This is a genomic window from Brevundimonas lenta (assembly GCF_014196335.1).
GTDB classification, from domain to species: Bacteria; Pseudomonadota; Alphaproteobacteria; order Caulobacterales; family Caulobacteraceae; genus Brevundimonas; species Brevundimonas lenta.
This window is the reverse complement of the sequence record NZ_JACIDM010000001.1, coordinates 1,104,288-1,120,156: the sequence shown is the minus strand read 5'-3', so window position 1 is coordinate 1,120,156 and position 15,869 is coordinate 1,104,288. Positions and strand designations below refer to the sequence as shown.

Annotated in this window: 16 protein-coding genes; 4 read left to right on the top strand and 12 right to left on the bottom strand. The window is 68.4% G+C overall.

From position 1 onward, the window contains the following. The 9 genes from bla to fliQ form a co-directional block, all read right to left on the bottom strand. Positions 1 to 924: a class A beta-lactamase gene (bla, locus tag GGR12_RS05500; protein ID WP_183203347.1), complete on the bottom strand. Its 924-nt coding sequence runs from the start codon at positions 922 to 924 to the stop codon at positions 1 to 3. 2 nt (positions 925 to 926) lie between these two features. Then, positions 927 to 2,327: a sigma-54-dependent transcriptional regulator FlbD gene (flbD, locus tag GGR12_RS05495; RefSeq protein ID WP_183203346.1), complete on the bottom strand. Its 1,401-nt coding sequence runs from the start codon at positions 2,325 to 2,327 to the stop codon at positions 927 to 929. 38 nt (positions 2,328 to 2,365) lie between these two features. Then, positions 2,366 to 2,698 (bottom strand): flagellar motor switch protein FliN, encoded by a 333-nt coding sequence (gene fliN / locus GGR12_RS05490; protein WP_183203345.1) that lies wholly within the window; start codon positions 2,696 to 2,698, stop codon positions 2,366 to 2,368. Next, complete coding sequence (locus GGR12_RS05485) at positions 2,698 to 3,351, bottom strand: FliH/SctL family protein (protein ID WP_183203344.1); 654 nt, start codon at positions 3,349 to 3,351, stop codon at positions 2,698 to 2,700. The genes fliN and GGR12_RS05485 overlap by 1 nt, the downstream gene beginning before the upstream one ends. Then, complete coding sequence (gene fliG / locus GGR12_RS05480; protein WP_183203787.1) at positions 3,351 to 4,376, bottom strand: flagellar motor switch protein FliG; 1,026 nt, start codon at positions 4,374 to 4,376, stop codon at positions 3,351 to 3,353. Before fliG ends, GGR12_RS05485 begins: the two co-directional genes overlap by 1 nt. Before the next feature lie 14 nt (positions 4,377 to 4,390). Beyond that, positions 4,391 to 6,043, bottom strand: coding sequence for a flagellar basal-body MS-ring/collar protein FliF (fliF, locus tag GGR12_RS05475; RefSeq protein WP_183203343.1), 1,653 nt, complete (start codon positions 6,041 to 6,043; stop codon positions 4,391 to 4,393). 95 nt (positions 6,044 to 6,138) lie between these two features. After that, positions 6,139 to 7,215 (bottom strand): flagellar biosynthesis protein FlhB, encoded by a 1,077-nt coding sequence (gene flhB / locus GGR12_RS05470; protein ID WP_183203342.1) that lies wholly within the window; start codon positions 7,213 to 7,215, stop codon positions 6,139 to 6,141. Continuing rightward, complete coding sequence (gene fliR, locus GGR12_RS05465) at positions 7,208 to 7,978, bottom strand: flagellar biosynthetic protein FliR (protein ID WP_183203341.1); 771 nt, start codon at positions 7,976 to 7,978, stop codon at positions 7,208 to 7,210. Before fliR ends, flhB begins: the two co-directional genes overlap by 8 nt. A 4-nt stretch (positions 7,979 to 7,982) precedes the next feature. Beyond that, positions 7,983 to 8,246 carry a flagellar biosynthesis protein FliQ gene (gene fliQ, locus GGR12_RS05460; protein ID WP_183203340.1) on the bottom strand — a complete coding sequence of 88 codons (264 nt, stop codon included), beginning with the start codon at positions 8,244 to 8,246 and terminating at the stop codon, positions 7,983 to 7,985. A gap of 117 nt (positions 8,247 to 8,363) precedes the next feature. Between fliQ and GGR12_RS05455 the strand changes: the two genes are divergently transcribed. Both GGR12_RS05455 and folE read left to right on the top strand, forming a co-directional pair. Next, the gene (locus GGR12_RS05455) at positions 8,364 to 9,449 is read left to right on the top strand and encodes a hypothetical protein (RefSeq protein WP_183203339.1); all 1,086 of its coding nucleotides are present in this window, start codon (positions 8,364 to 8,366) and stop codon (positions 9,447 to 9,449) included. 171 nt (positions 9,450 to 9,620) lie between these two features. Beyond that, positions 9,621 to 10,184, top strand: a complete 564-nt coding sequence (folE, locus tag GGR12_RS05450; protein ID WP_183203786.1) for a GTP cyclohydrolase I FolE — start codon at positions 9,621 to 9,623, stop codon at positions 10,182 to 10,184. Positions 10,185 to 10,237: 53 nt separating this feature from the next. Here the strand turns inward: folE and GGR12_RS05445 are convergent, their stop codons facing one another. After that, positions 10,238 to 11,062 (bottom strand): alpha/beta fold hydrolase, encoded by an 825-nt coding sequence (locus GGR12_RS05445; RefSeq protein ID WP_183203338.1) that lies wholly within the window; start codon positions 11,060 to 11,062, stop codon positions 10,238 to 10,240. 248 nt (positions 11,063 to 11,310) lie between these two features. Here GGR12_RS05445 and GGR12_RS05440 point away from each other — a divergent pair, with 248 nt between their 5' ends. Next, positions 11,311 to 13,620 (top strand): arylsulfatase, encoded by a 2,310-nt coding sequence (locus tag GGR12_RS05440; protein ID WP_183203337.1) that lies wholly within the window; start codon positions 11,311 to 11,313, stop codon positions 13,618 to 13,620. Positions 13,621 to 13,665: 45 nt separating this feature from the next. Further along, the gene (locus GGR12_RS05435) at positions 13,666 to 14,811 is read left to right on the top strand and encodes an acyltransferase family protein (RefSeq protein WP_183203336.1); all 1,146 of its coding nucleotides are present in this window, start codon (positions 13,666 to 13,668) and stop codon (positions 14,809 to 14,811) included. 214 nt (positions 14,812 to 15,025) lie between these two features. Here the strand turns inward: GGR12_RS05435 and GGR12_RS05430 are convergent, their stop codons facing one another. After that, entirely contained in the window at positions 15,026 to 15,475 is a 450-nt protein-coding gene (locus GGR12_RS05430; RefSeq protein WP_183203335.1) for a GFA family protein, read from the bottom strand. Continuing rightward, a complete protein-coding gene (locus GGR12_RS05425; protein WP_183203334.1) occupies positions 15,475 to 15,861 on the bottom strand; it encodes a VOC family protein in 387 nt (128 codons plus the stop codon). Before GGR12_RS05425 ends, GGR12_RS05430 begins: the two co-directional genes overlap by 1 nt. Positions 15,862 to 15,869: the final 8 nt, after the last annotated feature.

The following is a 15,869-nucleotide window of genomic DNA, read 5'->3' as shown; positions in this document are numbered from 1 at the left end:
TCAGTCATGTCCCAGCGCCTTCAGGGCCAGGCGGGTCGCCTCGGCGATGACGGCGGCGTTGGCGGCGTCCGGGGTGGTCGAGGTCGCGTGGTAGTAGGCGGCGACGACGATCGGGCCGCCCGACGGCGGATACAGGATGCCGATGTCGTTGGTCGGGCCGTAGCCGCCGGTGCCGGTCTTGTGCGCCACGCGCCAGCCGGCGGGGACGCCGCCCTTCAGGCGATCGGCGCCGGTCGGCGTGTCGGTCATCCAGCGCAGCAGCAGGGCCTTCGATTCCGCCGACAGCGGCGTGGTCGGCGAGATCAGCAGCCGGATGATGTTGCTCATGGAGCGGGACGGCGTGATCGTGTCCTTGTCGCCGTCGAGCCGGTTCATCGTCGGCTCCAGACGGTCGACCGTCGTGCTGGCGTCGCCGATGCCGCGATAGAAGGCGCGGAAGACGTCGAGCCCGCCCATCTCGCGGATCAGGATGTTGGCCGCCGGGTTGTCGCTCAGTTCGACCGTCGCCTGCATCAGCTGTTCGATGGTCAGGGACGATCCGACGGCCGGTCCGGTCGTGGGCGCATGATTGATCATATCGGCCTGGGTCACCGGCACAGCGCGGTCCAGCCGCTCGTCACCGGCCTGGACCCGAAGCAGGGTCGCCGCCGCCAGATACATCTTGAAGGTCGAGCAATAGACGAAGCGCTCGTCACCGCGCCAGGCGAGGTTTCTGCCGGTCGCCATATCCATCATGGCGAAACCCAGCCGGCCGCCGTTCCGGGCTTCAAGGGCCGAAAGATCGAGCGGCTCGATCGGGTGGATCATGACCGGGGGAGCGGGTTGTTCCTGCCCGCTTGCCGGATTCCCCTGTTGCGAACAGCCCATGACGCCGAGCGCGCCGAGGCCGGTCAGGACGCTTCTGCGGTCCGTTTCGGCGGTCATGCTCAGGCCGCCGCGTAGCCGGGGGCGGCGATGCCGGACTGGGGCGCCGGGATGGCCGTGCCCTCGTCGGCGTATTCGTTGAGCTTGTTGCGCAGGGTGCGGATCGAGATGCCGAGGATGTTGGCCGCGTGGGTGCGGTTGCCGAGGCAGTGCGACAGGGTGTCGAGGATCAGCGTCTTCTCCATCTGCGCCACCGTCTGGCCGACGTAGGCGCGGGTGACGGTGTCGGCCACCTGGGCGGCGCGGCCGGCGAAGCCCGCGTCCTGGGCGGCGGCGGCGCCGTGGCTGCCCATGGCCAGCGGCTGGCCGTCCGGCAGGCGGATGGCCTCGACGTCGATCTCGGGCCCGACCGCCAGCAGCACGGCCCGGTGCATGGCGTTTTCGAGCTCGCGGACGTTGCCGTTCCAGCGGTGCGAGACCAGGGCGCGTTTGGCGTCGGCCGAGATCGCACGGACCGGCACGCCGTTGGCGGCGGCGTACTTCTTGACGAAGTGATCGGCCAGGACGGCGATGTCGCCCGGACGCTCGCGCAGGGCCGGCAGGCGCAGGTTCACGACGTTCAGGCGATAGAGCAGATCCTCGCGGAAGCTGCCCTCGGCGACCGACTTGGCGAGGTCGCGGTTCGAGGTGGCGATGATGCGGATGTTGACCGGCACCGGCTTGGTGCCGCCGACGCGGTCGATGACCCGCTCCTGGATGGCGCGCAGCAGCTTGGCCTGCAGGCGGACGTCCATCTCGGAGATTTCGTCCAGCAGCAGGGTGCCGCCGTCGGCCTCCTCGAACTTGCCGATGCGGCGGGCCATGGCGCCGGTGAAGGCGCCCTTCTCATGCCCGAACAGCTCGGATTCCAGCAGATTGTCCGGGATGGCGGCGCAGTTGACGCTGATGAAGGGGCGTTCCGAACGCTTCGATCCGGCGTGCAGGTAGCGCGCCATGACTTCCTTACCGACGCCGCTTTCGCCTGTGATCAGGATCGAGGCTTCCGAGCGGGCGACCTGGTCGGCCAGCTGGACGACGGCCTTCATCGACGGATCGGCCGAGATCAGCGGGCGCTCGTCGTCGGCGACGGCCGAGAGGACGGCGGCGATCAGATCGGCTTCGGGCGGGAGCGGAATGAACTCCTTGGCGCCGGCGCGGATGGCGTTGGCGGCGTCGTTGGCGTCGGCGTCGACGCCGCAGGCCACGACGGGCACGTGGATGCGCTCGTTCTCGTTGTTCGAGATCAGGGCGGCGATGTCGACGCGATAGTCGACCATCAGCAGGTCGGCGCCCTGCCCGCGGCGGAGCTGTTCCGTCGCCTGATCGCCGCGCTCGACGTGCTGGACCTTGGCGCCGTGCGCCATGGCCATCTTCACCGCCGTCGCCAGCTGTCCGCTGAGCCTGCCAACCACCAGAAGCCGCATGGGTCTTCTCCCTTAATTCACTACAGCCGGTCGCCGCTTCAGGCGCCCGAGTCTTCCGTCTTGATGATTTCCGTCATGGTCACGCCGAGACGGTCCTCGACGACCACCACCTCGCCGCGAGCGACGAGACGGTTGTTGACGAAGATGTCGATCGCCTCGCCGACCTTGCGGTCCAGTTCGAGGACCGAGCCGCGGTTCAGCTTCAGCAGCTGGGCCACGGACATGTGGGCCTTGCCGAGGACGGCCGAGATGTTGACCGGCACGTCGAAGACCGTGGCCAGATCGTGGGCCGTCTTGTCGGTGTGCTCCTCGTGGGGAGTAATCGCGGTGGAGTCCGGAAACTCCTCCAGCGCCATGATGTCGGACGCCATCAGCGCCTCCCGTCGTTGAGGGTTTCAGCGTGCCCGGCTTCGGCTGCCAGGGCGGATTTCAGGGCCACGCCCATGCGGGCGAAGGCGTCGTCGGGATCGAAGGCGGCGCGGCCGTCGGCCCACTCGAGGCGGAAGGCGGCGGCGGCCAGGCCGGGCTCGTCGCGGAAGGCGACCACGCCCGAGAAGCCGGCGTCGGCGCACAGCTGCTCGAGGCGGGCGCGGGTCTCCTCGTTGACCTGGCCGGTGCGGATGACCAGGCGGGGCGAGGCGTCGATCTCCTGGCCCAGGGCCTCCAGCGCGGCCTGCAGCGGACCGCCGGGGAAGCGGTCGAGGGCGGCGGCGGCGACGACGCGGGCGGCGGACAGGGCGAGCTCGGCCGACTGCTCGCGGTGGGCCTGGGCGACCTGGGCGAGGGCCGGCGCGGCGTGGGCCAGGGCCTGGGCGATGGTCGAGAGGGCCATGGCCTGCATGCTCTCGATCTCGGCCAGGGCGGCCTCGCGCGCTTCCAGCCGGGCCTGGGCGACCAGGGCCTCGACCTCGGCCGGCATGTAGGTGCGCTTGATCGGACGGAAGGCCGAGGCCTGCACGACCGTGCCGGCCGCGTCGAACTCGGTGTCGAAGGCGAACGGGGTGCTGAGCGGTTGGACGGACATCAGTAGATCAACTCGTCGTCACCGCCCTGGCCGACCAGCATGATCTCGCCCTTGGCGGCGAGATCCTTGGCGACCTGGACCATGGCCATCTGGGCCTGATCGACGTCCTTGAGGCGGACGGGGCCCATCGACTCCATGTCCTCGCGCATGATCTTGGCGGCGCGCTCGGACATGTTGGAGAAGAACAGCTCGCGCAGGCTCTCGGACGCGCCTTTGAGGGCGAGGGCCAGGGAGTCCTTCTCGACCGCGCGGAGCAGGGTCTGGATGCCGCCGGGGTCCAGCTTGGACAGGTCCTCGAACACGAACATCAGGGCGCGGATGCGCTCGGCCGCCTCGCGGTTGCGCTCTTCCAGGGCCCCGATGAAGCGGGCCTCGGTCTGGCGGTCGAAGCTGTTGAAGATGTCGGCCATCAGCTCGTGGCTGTCGCGCTTGGAGGTGCGGGCCAGGTTGGACATGAACTCGGTGCGCAGGGTCTGCTCGATCTTGTCGAGGATGTCGCGCTGCACCGGCTCCATGCGCAGCATGCGCTGGACGCATTCGAGGGCGAAGTCCTCGGGCAGGCTGGTCAGGACGCGGGCGGCGTGGTCCGGCTTGATCTTGGACAGCACCACCGCGACGGTCTGCGGGTATTCGTTCTTCAGATAGTTGGCGAGGACGGCCTCGTTCACGTTGCCGAGCTTGTCCCACATGGTGCGGCCGGCGGGGCCGCGGATCTCTTCCATGAGGGCTTCGACGCGATCGCCGGGCATGAAGGCGGCCAGCAGGCGCTGGGTCTGCTCGTAGCTGCCCATGACGGCGCCCGAGCCGCTCATGCCCGAGACGAACTCGACCAGCAGCTCCTCGACCACCGCCGCGCTGACGGTGCCGAGGCCGGCCATGGCCTGGGAGATCTCCTTGATCTCGTCCTCGTCCAGACCCTGCCACAGACGGGTGTGGTCCTCGCCCAGCGACAGCAGGACGACGGCCGCCTTTTCGGGGCCGGTCAGCTTCCGGATGTCATCGACCGCCGGCTTCTTGGTGACCATCCGCGCGCCGGACATCAGCCTTCATGCACCCAGCTGCGGAGGATCGAGGTCGACTCCTCCGGGTGCTTCTCGACGAAGTCGGCGACCTTCTTGACCGAGGACGCCTTCACCTGACCCTCGATGCGGGCGATGTCGAGACGCTGCTCCATGTCCGAGGGGCCAGACAGTTGCGCCATGCCGCCGCCCGCGGCCGCGCCGACGAGGGTGGTCTGCAGGGCGGTGACGCCGCCCGGGCCGCCGGCCCCGGCCAGGGCGGGCATGCCCGAGGCCGCCGCACCGCCGCCCGTGGCGGTCTTCAGCAGGGGGCGCAGGACGAAGAAGATCAGCAGCATGCCGGTGATCAGCAGGACCAGCAGCTCGACCCCGCGCATGATGTCGTTCTTGGTGAAGTTGAACAGCGAGTTGCCCGCCTCCTCGCCGCCGACCGCGGCCACGTCGCGATTGAAGCGGACGTTGAGGACCTCGATCTTGTCGCCGCGGGTTTCGTCGATGCCGACGGCGGCGGCGACCAGCGACTTGATCTGGGCGATCTCCTCGGCGGTGCGCGGGGCGTAGGTCGGCTCGCCGCGGCCGTTGGCCGGGGGCGTCCATTTGCCGTCGACCGCGACCGAGACGGCCAGCTTCTTGATCTCGCCGGCTTCCTTCACCGTGGTCGTGGTGGTGTTGGAGATCTCGTAGTTCGTGGTCTCGGTGTTCTGGGTGTCGCGCGAACCAAGCGGGGTCGAGTTCGGCGCCTCGCCGCCCGGGATGTTGTTGGTGGCGGTCGCGCCGCCGTCGGCCACGCCCGAGGTGTCCTGGCTTTCCGAGCCGTTGGTCGAGGTTGAGCGGACGACCTGGCCGTCCGGATCGAACTTCTGCTCCTGGGTGGTCGAGCGGGCGTGGTCGATCTCGGCGGTGACCTGGACGCGCGCGCCGCCGACGCCGACGACGCCCTCGACGATATCCTTGATGCGGCCCTGCAGCTGGGCCTCGGTCTGGCCGCGAGCCTCTTCGGCCGAGGCGGCGCTGAAGCCCTCGCCGTCCGTGCCGGCGGCCAGGGTGCGGTTCGAGGTGTCGGTCAGGGTGACCTTTTCCGGCTTCAGGTTCGGCACCGACGAGGCGACGACGTTGCGGATGGCCTGGACCTGGGCGCCGGTCAGCTGGCCGCCGGTGACGCCGACGACGACCGAGGCGGTCGGCTCGGCGGCCTGGGCCTGGAACAGTTCGCGGCGCGGCAGGGCGATCATGACGCGGGCGGAGTTGATGCCGCGCATGGTCTGGATGGTGCGCGCCAGCTCGCCCTCGAGCGCGCGCTTCTCATTCAGGTTCTGCTGGAATTCGGTCTGACCCAGCACCGACTGGTTGTCGAAGATCTCGTAGCCGACCGAGCCGGAGGTCACGAGACCCTTGCCGGCGACCAGCATGCGGGCCTCGCCCACCTCGTCGCGGCTGACGAAGATGGTCGAGCCGTCGCCCCTGGAGCTGTATTTGATGCCGGCGCCGTCCAGCGCCGTGGTGACTTCCGAAGCCTCGCGCAGGTCGAGGTTGGAATAGAGAAGTGCATCGGGGGCCTGACCGATGCGCAGCATGACGGCGACCAGCACCGCCGCGACGCCGGCGGCGACGCCGAGCACCACGGTCAGGCGACCGATCCCGAATCTCTGCAACGCCGCCGTAAAGCCGCCCACGCGCCCCCGCCCCGATACTCGCGGAGTCCTCGAACGACCCGCTGGGCAGAAAATGCCGGGCGCGTGGTAAACGACCCGTTAAGGACGTTGACCGATCAGCGTTTTCCGCGCTTTTGCATGACGAAGCCGATGACCTTGGCGGCCGCTTCGAAATGTTCGCGCGGGATGGTCTCGTCGATATCGACGGCGGCGTAGAGGGCGCGGGCCAGGGGCACGTTCTCGACGATCGGGACATTGTGCTCGCGCGCCACTTCCCGGATGCGCAGGGCCAGGGCGTCGACGCCCTTGGCCACGCAGATCGGCGCCGGGTCGCCCTCGGACGGTTCGTAGCGCAGCGCGACCGAATAGTGGGTCGGGTTGGTGACGATGACCGTGGCCTTGGGGACGCTGGCCATCATGCGCTGGCGACTGCGCTGGGCGCGGATCTGCTTCAGCTTGGCCTTGACGTGCGGATCGCCCTCGGACTGCTTGTAGTCTTCCTTGATCTCTTCCTTGGTCATCTTCATCCGCTCGGCGAAGCGGAAGCGCTGCCAGAGGTAGTCAGCCCCGGCGGTGAAGGCGAGGAAGATCAGCGCCGAGGTCATCAGGGCGATGGCCAGGTCGCGGGCGAAGGGCAGCAAGGCGGCCGGATGCATGGCGGCGAGGTTCTCGAACTCGCGCACGTGGGGCTTGAGCACCATCCAGCAGAGGAAGCAGACGGCCAGCAGCTTGAGGAAGGTCTTGATGAACTGGACCAGGCCGTCCGGTCCGAAGATGCGCTTGAACCCCGCCATGGGGTTCAGCTTCGACCAGTCGGGCTTGAGCTTCTCGGCCGTGAAGATGAGGCCGGACTGGGCCAGGTTGCCGCCCGCGCCGCCGATGATGGTGGCCAGCATGACGGCGCCGAGGAAGGGCGTGATGGCCCACAGCGCCTGCATGCCGATCTCGACGCCGGCCCCGGTCTCAAGCCCGCCGATCATGGCGTGCGGCGCGGCGATGAAGGGCAGCAGTTGCTCCGCCATCGAGTTGGCGAACATGCCCCCGGCGCTGAGGATGACCGCGGCCGCGCCCAGCAGGGCGAGGGCTGAGCCGACGTCGGCGGATTTGGCGACGTCGCCCTTCTTGCGTGCGTCCGCAAGTTTTCGCGGTGTGGCCTCTTCTGTCTTCGACTCGGGATCGGCGCCTTCAGCCACCGGCGCCTCCCGCGAAGATCCGGGCGAGGGCCTGGTAGCGGTCGATGAAGACCGTACCCAGCACGCCGAGGCTCAGGGCGAAGACCGACAGGCCGAGGATGATCCCCAGCGGAGCGGCGGCGAAGAAGACCTGGAACTGCGGCATCACGCGGCCGACGAGGCCCGAGGCCAGGTTGAAGATGAGGGCGAAGACGATCACCGGCGCCGACAGCTGGACGCCCAGCATGAAGCTGTCGCCGAGGGTGCGGATGGCCAGTTCGGTGAAGTCGCCAGTGATCAGCGGCTTCGCCGGGGCGATGAGCTCGTAGGAGCCGACCAGGCCCGCGATGAACAGGTGATGGGTGTTGGTGGCGAAGATCAGGGTCGTGCCCAGCAGCATCAGGAAGGCCGAGATGGTCGTGCCCGGCTGGGCCTGAAGCGGGTTGGCGGTCTGGGCGAAACTGAGCGCGGTCTGCAGCGAGACGATCTCGCCGGCCGTCGACAGGGCGGTGGTGAAGGCGCGCAGCAGGGCGCCGATCATCAGGCCGACGATGACCTCGCGGATGATCCAGCCGGCCATGGCGCCGAGCGTCTCGGGAAGCGGCGGCAGGGCGCCGGACACCACCGGCCATAGCGCCAGGGTGACGACCAGGGCCAGCGACAGGCGGATGCGCGGCGGGACATAGCTTTCGCCGACGCCGGGCAGCATGAGCAGCACCGCGCCGATGCGTCCGAAGATCAGCGCGCCCTGCCAGACCTGGTCAGATGTGGCCCAGGGCTCCACCCGTTCACATGCCGGCGATGCGCGCGGCGATGGTCCGCATGAAGCCGCCCAGCAGCGCCCCCATCAGCGGCAGGAACAGCAGCAGCGAGACGAAGATGGCGATGATCTTGGGGGCGTAGACCAGGGTCTGTTCCTGGATCTGCGTCAGCGCCTGGACCAGGCCGATGACGACGCCGACGACCAGACCGACAAGCAGCACCGGCGCGCACAGCTGGATCGTCAGCCACAGGGCTTCACGCCCCACGTCCAGAACTTCGGCCCCGTTCATCCAATACGCTCCCCGGATACTGGGCAAGGAATGCCGGGTGTGTGGTTAATGAGACGTTAGCGAAGCGGCCGGAAGGAAGCTTGGCTGTGCGTGTGCAAGGCGTGTAGGCAGGCGGGTGTGACCGCGCTTCCCGACCCCGACCTGCCCGAACCGCTCGCCCGGCACGTGGTCGAGTTGAACGCCGCCATCGCCCGCGGGTGGGTGGAACCGGCGCGGGTGCAAGCGGTCATCGAGGCGCTGGCGGACCTGTCGCCGTCGATGGTCAGCCGCGTCAGTTCGCGCATGGCGATCCAGGGCGACGTCTTTTCGGTCGCCCGGCCCGCACTGCTGAAAGAAGCACCGAACCTCGACGAGACAACGCCCTGGTTCGACCCGGAACGGAACCGCCAGCGGCTCGCCGAACAGCCGGAGCTGGCTTACCTGCTGCTCTTTCACGTCAACGGCCATCTGCGCGAAGCGGCGCTGAACCAGATCAACGACGCCCTCGGCAGCCCCTTCTTCCTCGCCGCCATCGCACAACGCATCAACGACTGGGTTCCGGTGGTGCGACGGTCGGCCGTTCGCTGTGCGGAGCGGGTGTTCTTCACCGCCCCGCCCGCCGCCGTCGCGGAGGTGGCGATGTTCCTGATGGAGCGAACCTCGCACTGGCGGCGCGGCCGGGACGAGGCGCTCTGGCTGAAGCGCTTTTTCGCCAGCCCCCTGGTCGCCGAAGGGGTGGTCGACGGGATCCGGACTCTCCAGACCAGCATCGCGGCCCGCACCCTGCGCCACGCCCTGACCGGGCCGGGCCTGGACGACCGGCTGTTGGACCTCGCTCGCAACGCCGCAAGCCCGGCCGTGCGCCAGATCGCCTTCCGCACCCTGATCGATGGCGAGGCCTGCTGGCGGATCGGCGAAGATGTCGAGATGGGAGGCTGGCCGCCACGGGTGATCCGCCGCCTGCCCCGCTTTGAACGTCGTCCGGTGGCGCGGCCGATCAGTCTGGACGAAGCGATCGCCCTGGCCGCGGCCGACCGCTCGGCGGCCATCCGCCGCGTCGCCGCAGAAGGATTGGCGAAGCACCGGCGGGCCGTTGAGGCGCCGGAACGCCTGTTGTCCCTGCTGATGCAGGCGCCCTCGCCCGCCATCCTCCAGCGCCTTGAGTTCGTCGCGCAGGACCTCGGACTGGAACTCCCGGCCGCTTCAGGGTCTAAGGGCGCATAATCGCGACCACGGCCTCCCTGCGCGGAGCGCCCGCCACAGGATGCCCCCATGGACGACCACCGCCACACCGCCGATCACGACTGCGACGGCAGCTGGGTCGAGCGCGAGGCGCTGGCGCGGGCGGCGGGGACGCCGCTGCCCAGGCGGGGCGGCAACCGGCCGTCGCAGGACATGCCCGACGCCGATGAGGTTCGCGCCGCCGTCCGCACCCTGATCCGCTGGACCGGCGACAATCCGGACCGCGAGGGTCTGGTCGACACCCCGGACCGGGTGATGCGCAGCTATCGCGAGATGTACGCCGGCTACGACGTCGATCCGCGCGAATACCTCGAGCGGACCTTCGAGGAGGTCGGCGGCTATGACGAACTGATCGTGCTGAAGGACATCCGCTTCGTCAGCGTGTGCGAGCACCACATGCTGCCGGTGATCGGCAAGGCGCACGTCGCCTATCTGCCGACGGACCGGGTGGTCGGCATCTCCAAGCTGGCGCGGGTGGTGCGCGGCTATGCGCGGCGACTGCAGATCCAGGAGAAGATGACCGCCGAGATCGCGCGCGCCATCCAGGAGGTGCTGCAGCCCCAGGGCGTCGGCGTGGTCATCGAGGCCGAGCACAGCTGCATGACCCTGCGCGGGGTGAACGCGCCGGGCACCAGCCTGACGACCAGCCACCTGATCGGCGTGATCCGCGACGACGCCCGGACGCGGGAAGAGTTCCTGCGCTTCGTGCGGGGCTGAGAGGCGGCGTCCCTCCGCCCGTCCGCGCGAACGGACGAGCGGAGATCTGAAGCCTACGCCTTGATGAAGGCCAGCAGGTCCGCGTTGATGACGTCGGCGTGGGTGGTGCACATGCCGTGCGGGAAGCCGGGATAGACCTTGAGCGTGCCGTTCGGCAGCAGCTTGGACGACAGGGGCGCGGAGTCGGCGAAGGGGACGATCTGGTCGTCGTCGCCGTGCATGACCAGGGTCGGGACCTCGATCGCCTTCAGGTCCTCGGTGAAGTCGGTTTCCGAGAAGGCCTTGATGCATTCGTAGTGGGCGTTGGCGGCGCCCATCATGCCTTGCCGCCACCAGTTGTCGATGACGCCCTGGGAGACCTTCGCGCCCGGTCGATTGAAGCCGTAGAAGGGGCCGGTCGGGATGTCGATGAACTGCTGCGCGCGGTTGGCGGCGAGGCCGGCGCGAAAGCCGTCGAACACCTCGATGGGCAGACCGCCGGGGTTCTTCTCGGACTTGACCATGATGGGCGGGACCGCGCCGATCAGGACGGCCTTGGCCACCCGGCCCTTGCCGTGACGGGCGACGTAGCGGGTCGCCTCGCCGCCGCCGGTGGAATGGCCGATGTGGACGGCGTCGCTCAGGTCGAGGTGCGCAGCGAGCGCGGCGACGTCGGCGGCGTAGGTGTCCATTTCATGCCCGCCGGACGTCTGGCTGGAGCGGCCGTGGCCTCGGCGGTCGTGAGCGATCACGCGATAGCCCTGACTGAGGAAGAACAGCATCTGCGTATCCCAGTCGTCGCCGCTGAGCGGCCAGCCGTGGTGGAAGACGATCGGCTGTCCCGACCCCCAGTCCTTGTAGAAGATCTCGGCGCCGTCCTTGGTGGTGATCGTCGGCATCAGCTCAGCCTTTCGTTGCGGGCACGCGGGCCCTGGCGGGTCGGGGGAGAAGGCCGCCGGCGGACGCGCGGGCATGCGCGGACGTCCGCTGACGCGGCACCGTAGCATCCGGGGCGGGACCCGACAGTCAGCCGAAAGTCCAGGGAAAGGTCAGGACTACCGACCATCCGCCCCAGGGTAACCCCCGATGCCGGGGCGCGGGGGCGGTCAATACGGTGGCCCTCCCCGTTCCCGCCGGAGTTTCCGAGATGGCTTCCAAATCGCCCGCCAAACCCGCCAACGGCTCGACCCCCGACATCCTGCCGCGGCCCGACTTCCACTTCACGGGCGAAGTGGGGCGCACCTACCAGGACTCCGATCCCGCCCAGTTCCCGCAGCCGGTGCAGCCGCCCAAGGGGGCGCCGAACATCGTGCTGATCCTGCTGGACGACGTCGGCTTCGGCCAGTTCTCGACCTTCGGCGGCGGGGTGCCCTCGCCGACCATGGACCGGCTGGCCAAGGAGGGGGTGCGCTTCAACTGCTTCCACACCACGGCCCTGTGCAGCCCGACGCGGGCGGCGCTGATCACCGGCCGCAACCACCACTCGACCTCGTTCGCCGGCATCACCGAAGTGGCCACCGGCTACGACGGCTATTGCTGCGTGCTGCCCAAGGACTGCGGCACGGTCGGCGAGGTGCTGCGCCAGAACGGCTACATGACCGCCTGGGTCGGCAAGAACCACAACACCCCGACCTGGGAGACGAGCGCGGCGGGGCCGTTCGACCGCTGGGCCAACGGCCTGGGCTTCGATTATTTCTACGGGTTCAACGCCGGGGACATGAACCACTGGAACCCGCTGCTGTTCGAGAACCGCGACCTCGTCCCGGCCTCCGACGATCCCGACTATCACCTGACCGAAGACCTGGCCGACAAGGCCGTCGCCTGGGTGCGCAAGGTCAAGGCGATCGCGCCGGACAAGCCCTTCTTCCTCTACGTCGCCCCCGGCGCGACGCACGCGCCGCACCAGGCCCCGAAGGAATGGATCGACCGGTTCAAGGGGCAGTTCGACATGGGCTGGGACGCCTATCGCGAACAGACGCTGGAGCGGCAGAAGAAACTGGGCGTGGTTCCCAAGGAGACCAAACTGACCGAACGGTCCAAGGGTCTGCCCGCCTGGGAGGGACTGAACGCCGACCAGAAGCGGCTGTACGCCCGGATGATGGAGGTCTTCGCCGGCTACGGGGCCCAGGTGGACGACGCCATGGGCCGGGTCGTCGACGCAGTGAAGGCCCTGCCCGACGCCGACAACACCCTGATTATCTACATCGCCGGCGACAACGGCTCGAGCGCCGAGGGCGGGCTGGAGGGCTCGCTGAACGAGAACATGTTCTTCAACGGCTTCCCAGAGAAGTGGCAGGATAATCTGAAGGCCATCGACGAACTGGGCGGACCGAAGCATTTCAACCACTTCCCGTCGTCCTGGGCGCACGCGATGAACACGCCCTTCCAGTGGACCAAGCAGGTGGCCAGCCACTTCGGCGGCACGCGCAATCCGATGATCATCAGCTGGCCCGACCGCATCAAGGACAAGGGCGGGCTGCGGGAGCAGTTCCTGCACACCATCGACATCGTGCCGACCCTGTACGAGCTGTGCGGCGTCACCGCCCCGCGCGAACTGAACGGCGTGCCGCAGAAACCGATCGAGGGCATCAGCTTCGCTTTCGCCCTGGACGACGCCGACGCCCCCACCCGGCGGCGCACCCAATATTTCGAGCTGGGCTGCAACCGGGGCCTATACCACGACGGATGGATGGCCTCGGCCCCGTCGTTCGCGCCCTGGGAGGCGGTCCGGGACGAGAACTGGAACCCCGACAATGCGGTCTGGGAGCTCTACAAGCTCGACGGCGACTTCTCGCAAGCCGTCGACCTGGCCGCCGAGAACCCCGACAAGCTGCGCGAACTCCAGGATCTCTGGTGGGTCGAGGCCGCCAAATACAACGTGCTCCCGCTGGACTGGCGCGCCGGCATCCGAATGAACGCCGAACTGATGGGACGACCCAGCCTCGTCGGCAAGCGGTCCAGCGTGACCTATCACGAGGGCATGGTCGGCCTGCCCGACGCCGCCTGCCTGCCGATGCTCAACAAGTCGTGGAAAATCTCAGCCGAGGTCGATCTCCCGGACGACCATGCCGAGGGGATGATTGTCACCCAGGGCGGCTCGGAGGGCGGCTATGGCCTGTACCTGAAGGACGGCAGACCCACCTTCGTCTACAACTACCTCGGTCAGGAACGGCCCACCTTCGCGGCCGAGGAGCCCCTGCCGGCGGGCGACCACCGGCTGGAAGTCGAATTCGACTATGACGGCGGCGGCATGGGCAAGGGCGGCAAGGTCACCGTGAAGGCCGACGGGAAGAAGGTGGCCCAGGGTCGCCTGGAGCGGACAGTGCCGGTCCAGTTCTCGATCTGCGAGGGCTTGGACGTCGGCATGGACAACGGCTCGGCGGTGGACTGGACCTACCAGCTGCCGTTCGCCTTCACAGGCAGGATCGACCGGGTCGACGTGGAAATCCGGCCCTAGACCGGCCCGGTCCTTGCGGGAGGAGCCTCGAAGGAGGCCCTCCCCTTGGCCTGGACCGCAATTTCGACCCGGAATGAGACACCGCCCATCGTGCGCGGCGGGTGGCTCGACGCGCTGCGTTTCATCGTGGCCGGGTTGATCATTCTGCATCACTTCCAGGGCGCGGGTCCGGTTCCGCTGGCCGAGGGCCTGCATCCGGTGTTCGAGCGGGGCGGCTTCCTGCTGACCAATTTCTTCCTGATCGACAGCGGCTATGTGCTGATGCGCGTCTATGGCGCGTCGGTCGCGGGCGGCCGGATGTCGGCGGGCGACTTCTTCCTGAAGCGGATTCTGCGGGTCTGGCCGGCGCATCTGATGATGGGGGCGGCGCTGGCAGCCCTGGTCGTGGTGAGCGGATTGTTGGGCCTGGCGCCGCGGGCGCCCGAGTGGTTCCGCTGGGACCAGTTGCCGGCGCAGTTGACGCTGACCCAGGCGTTCGGGGTGCATGGCGGATACGGCTGGAACGCGCCGAGCTGGTCGATCTCGGCCCTGATCGGCTGCTACCTCGCCTTCCCGTGGATCCTGCGCGGCCTGATGCGGCTGGGGCCGTGGAGCGTGCTGGCGCTGGGCGTCGGCGGCTATCTGCTGGCCAACCAGCTGACCTGGAGCCTGTTCGGCTATCCCGTCTACCAGATGCCGATGGGCTTCGGCTTCTTCCGGGCGCTGCCGTTGTTCTTCCTCGGCATGGCGCTGGCGTGGTTCGCGCAAAAGGTCTGGATCGCGCCGAGGCTGGCGGGCTGGGCCGGGATCGGAGCGGCGCTGCTGCTCGCGTTCGTGCAGTATTTCGACAAGCACGCCCTGGTGTCGCTGGCCTGCATCTCGACCATCATCCTGGCGGCGGGCGCGATCCCGACGCCGCGGCCCTCGAAATGGATCGAGACGGCCGCGCAGGTCTCGTTCTCGATGTTCATCACCAACGAGGTGGTGCGGATCGCCTGGTTCGGCGTGGCCAATGTCCTGATCGCCCGGTTCGCCCTGCCGGTCGGGGCGCAATGGGCGCTGTGGGTCGCGGGCGTGGCGGCGGCGTTCGCCTTCGCCTTCCTGTTCCACTTCACCATCGACCAGCCGCTGCAGAACCGGATCCGCGACTGGCTGAAAGGGCGTTCGTCGCATCGTCGGGCTGCGAACCTGGAGCCGGCGCTGGAAGCTTAGTCTTGTCATCCCGGACGGCGCGAAGCGACGAGCCGGGACGGGCAGACCTTCGCGAGCACCTCCCGGAAATCGCGTCGCGATTATCCGGGAGCCGACCAACGCCGCGCGAAACTTCGCTGTCTCCCGGATAGCTGCTGACGCAGCTTCCGGGAGGCTCACAGGCCAGCCTCAGCGTCCCGGATCACCGCTGCGCGGTGTCCGGGATGACAATGACTCAGAGGTACCCCGTCACCGGCGGGGCGTGGTCCCAGTCGTCGCGGGCGCCGTCCTCGTAGCGGATCGGGGCCGCGTCCAGCACCTCGGGAGGCACATCCTCCAGACAGGCGACATTGATGCAGTAGAAGTCGCCGCCGAGCAGATCCATCGAGGCGCTGACGAAGGCATAGACGCCGCACGTCCTGCAGAAGGTGTGGTCGATCGCGCCTGAGCCGAAGCGGTAGTGGGTCAGGTTCTCCTCGCCCTGGATCAGGCGGAAGGCCTCCGCCGGGGTGTGGTTCTTCCACATGCGGGTCTTGCCGCAGAACGAGCAGTTGCACCGCAGGGTCGAGGCGAACCACGGGCCGGGCCGGAGCTGCGGAGAACGCTCGCCCTCCGGCGCCAGGTCGATGTCGCATTCGAACCGGACCGCGCCGCAGTGGCAGCCGCCACGCCAGGTCCGGATCATCACATGCCCTCGTTCAGGTGCAGGATGTTGCCGTCGGGGTCCTTGAACCAGGCCAGCTTCATCGGTCCGTCCGAGTAGACGCCGTCCTTGAAGTCGAGCCCCTGGAGTTCGTCGTACTGGTCGAAGACCACGCCCTTGGCGCGCAGCTCGTTCACCGTATCGACGAGATCGCCGTTCATGGTCCAGACGACGGCGTTGGCGCGGTTGGAGCCGGCGTAGTCGGACTTGTAGACGATCAGGAAGGTCTCGCCGGTGCGGAAGCCCAGGACGCCGGATTCGGCATAGGCCTCCTCCAGGGTCAGGCCGAGGATGTCCTGATAGAAGGCGCGGGCGCGGTCGATGTCGCCGACGGCGACGATGGCGGAGGAGTTGCGGTCCTTCAGCATGGCGATCT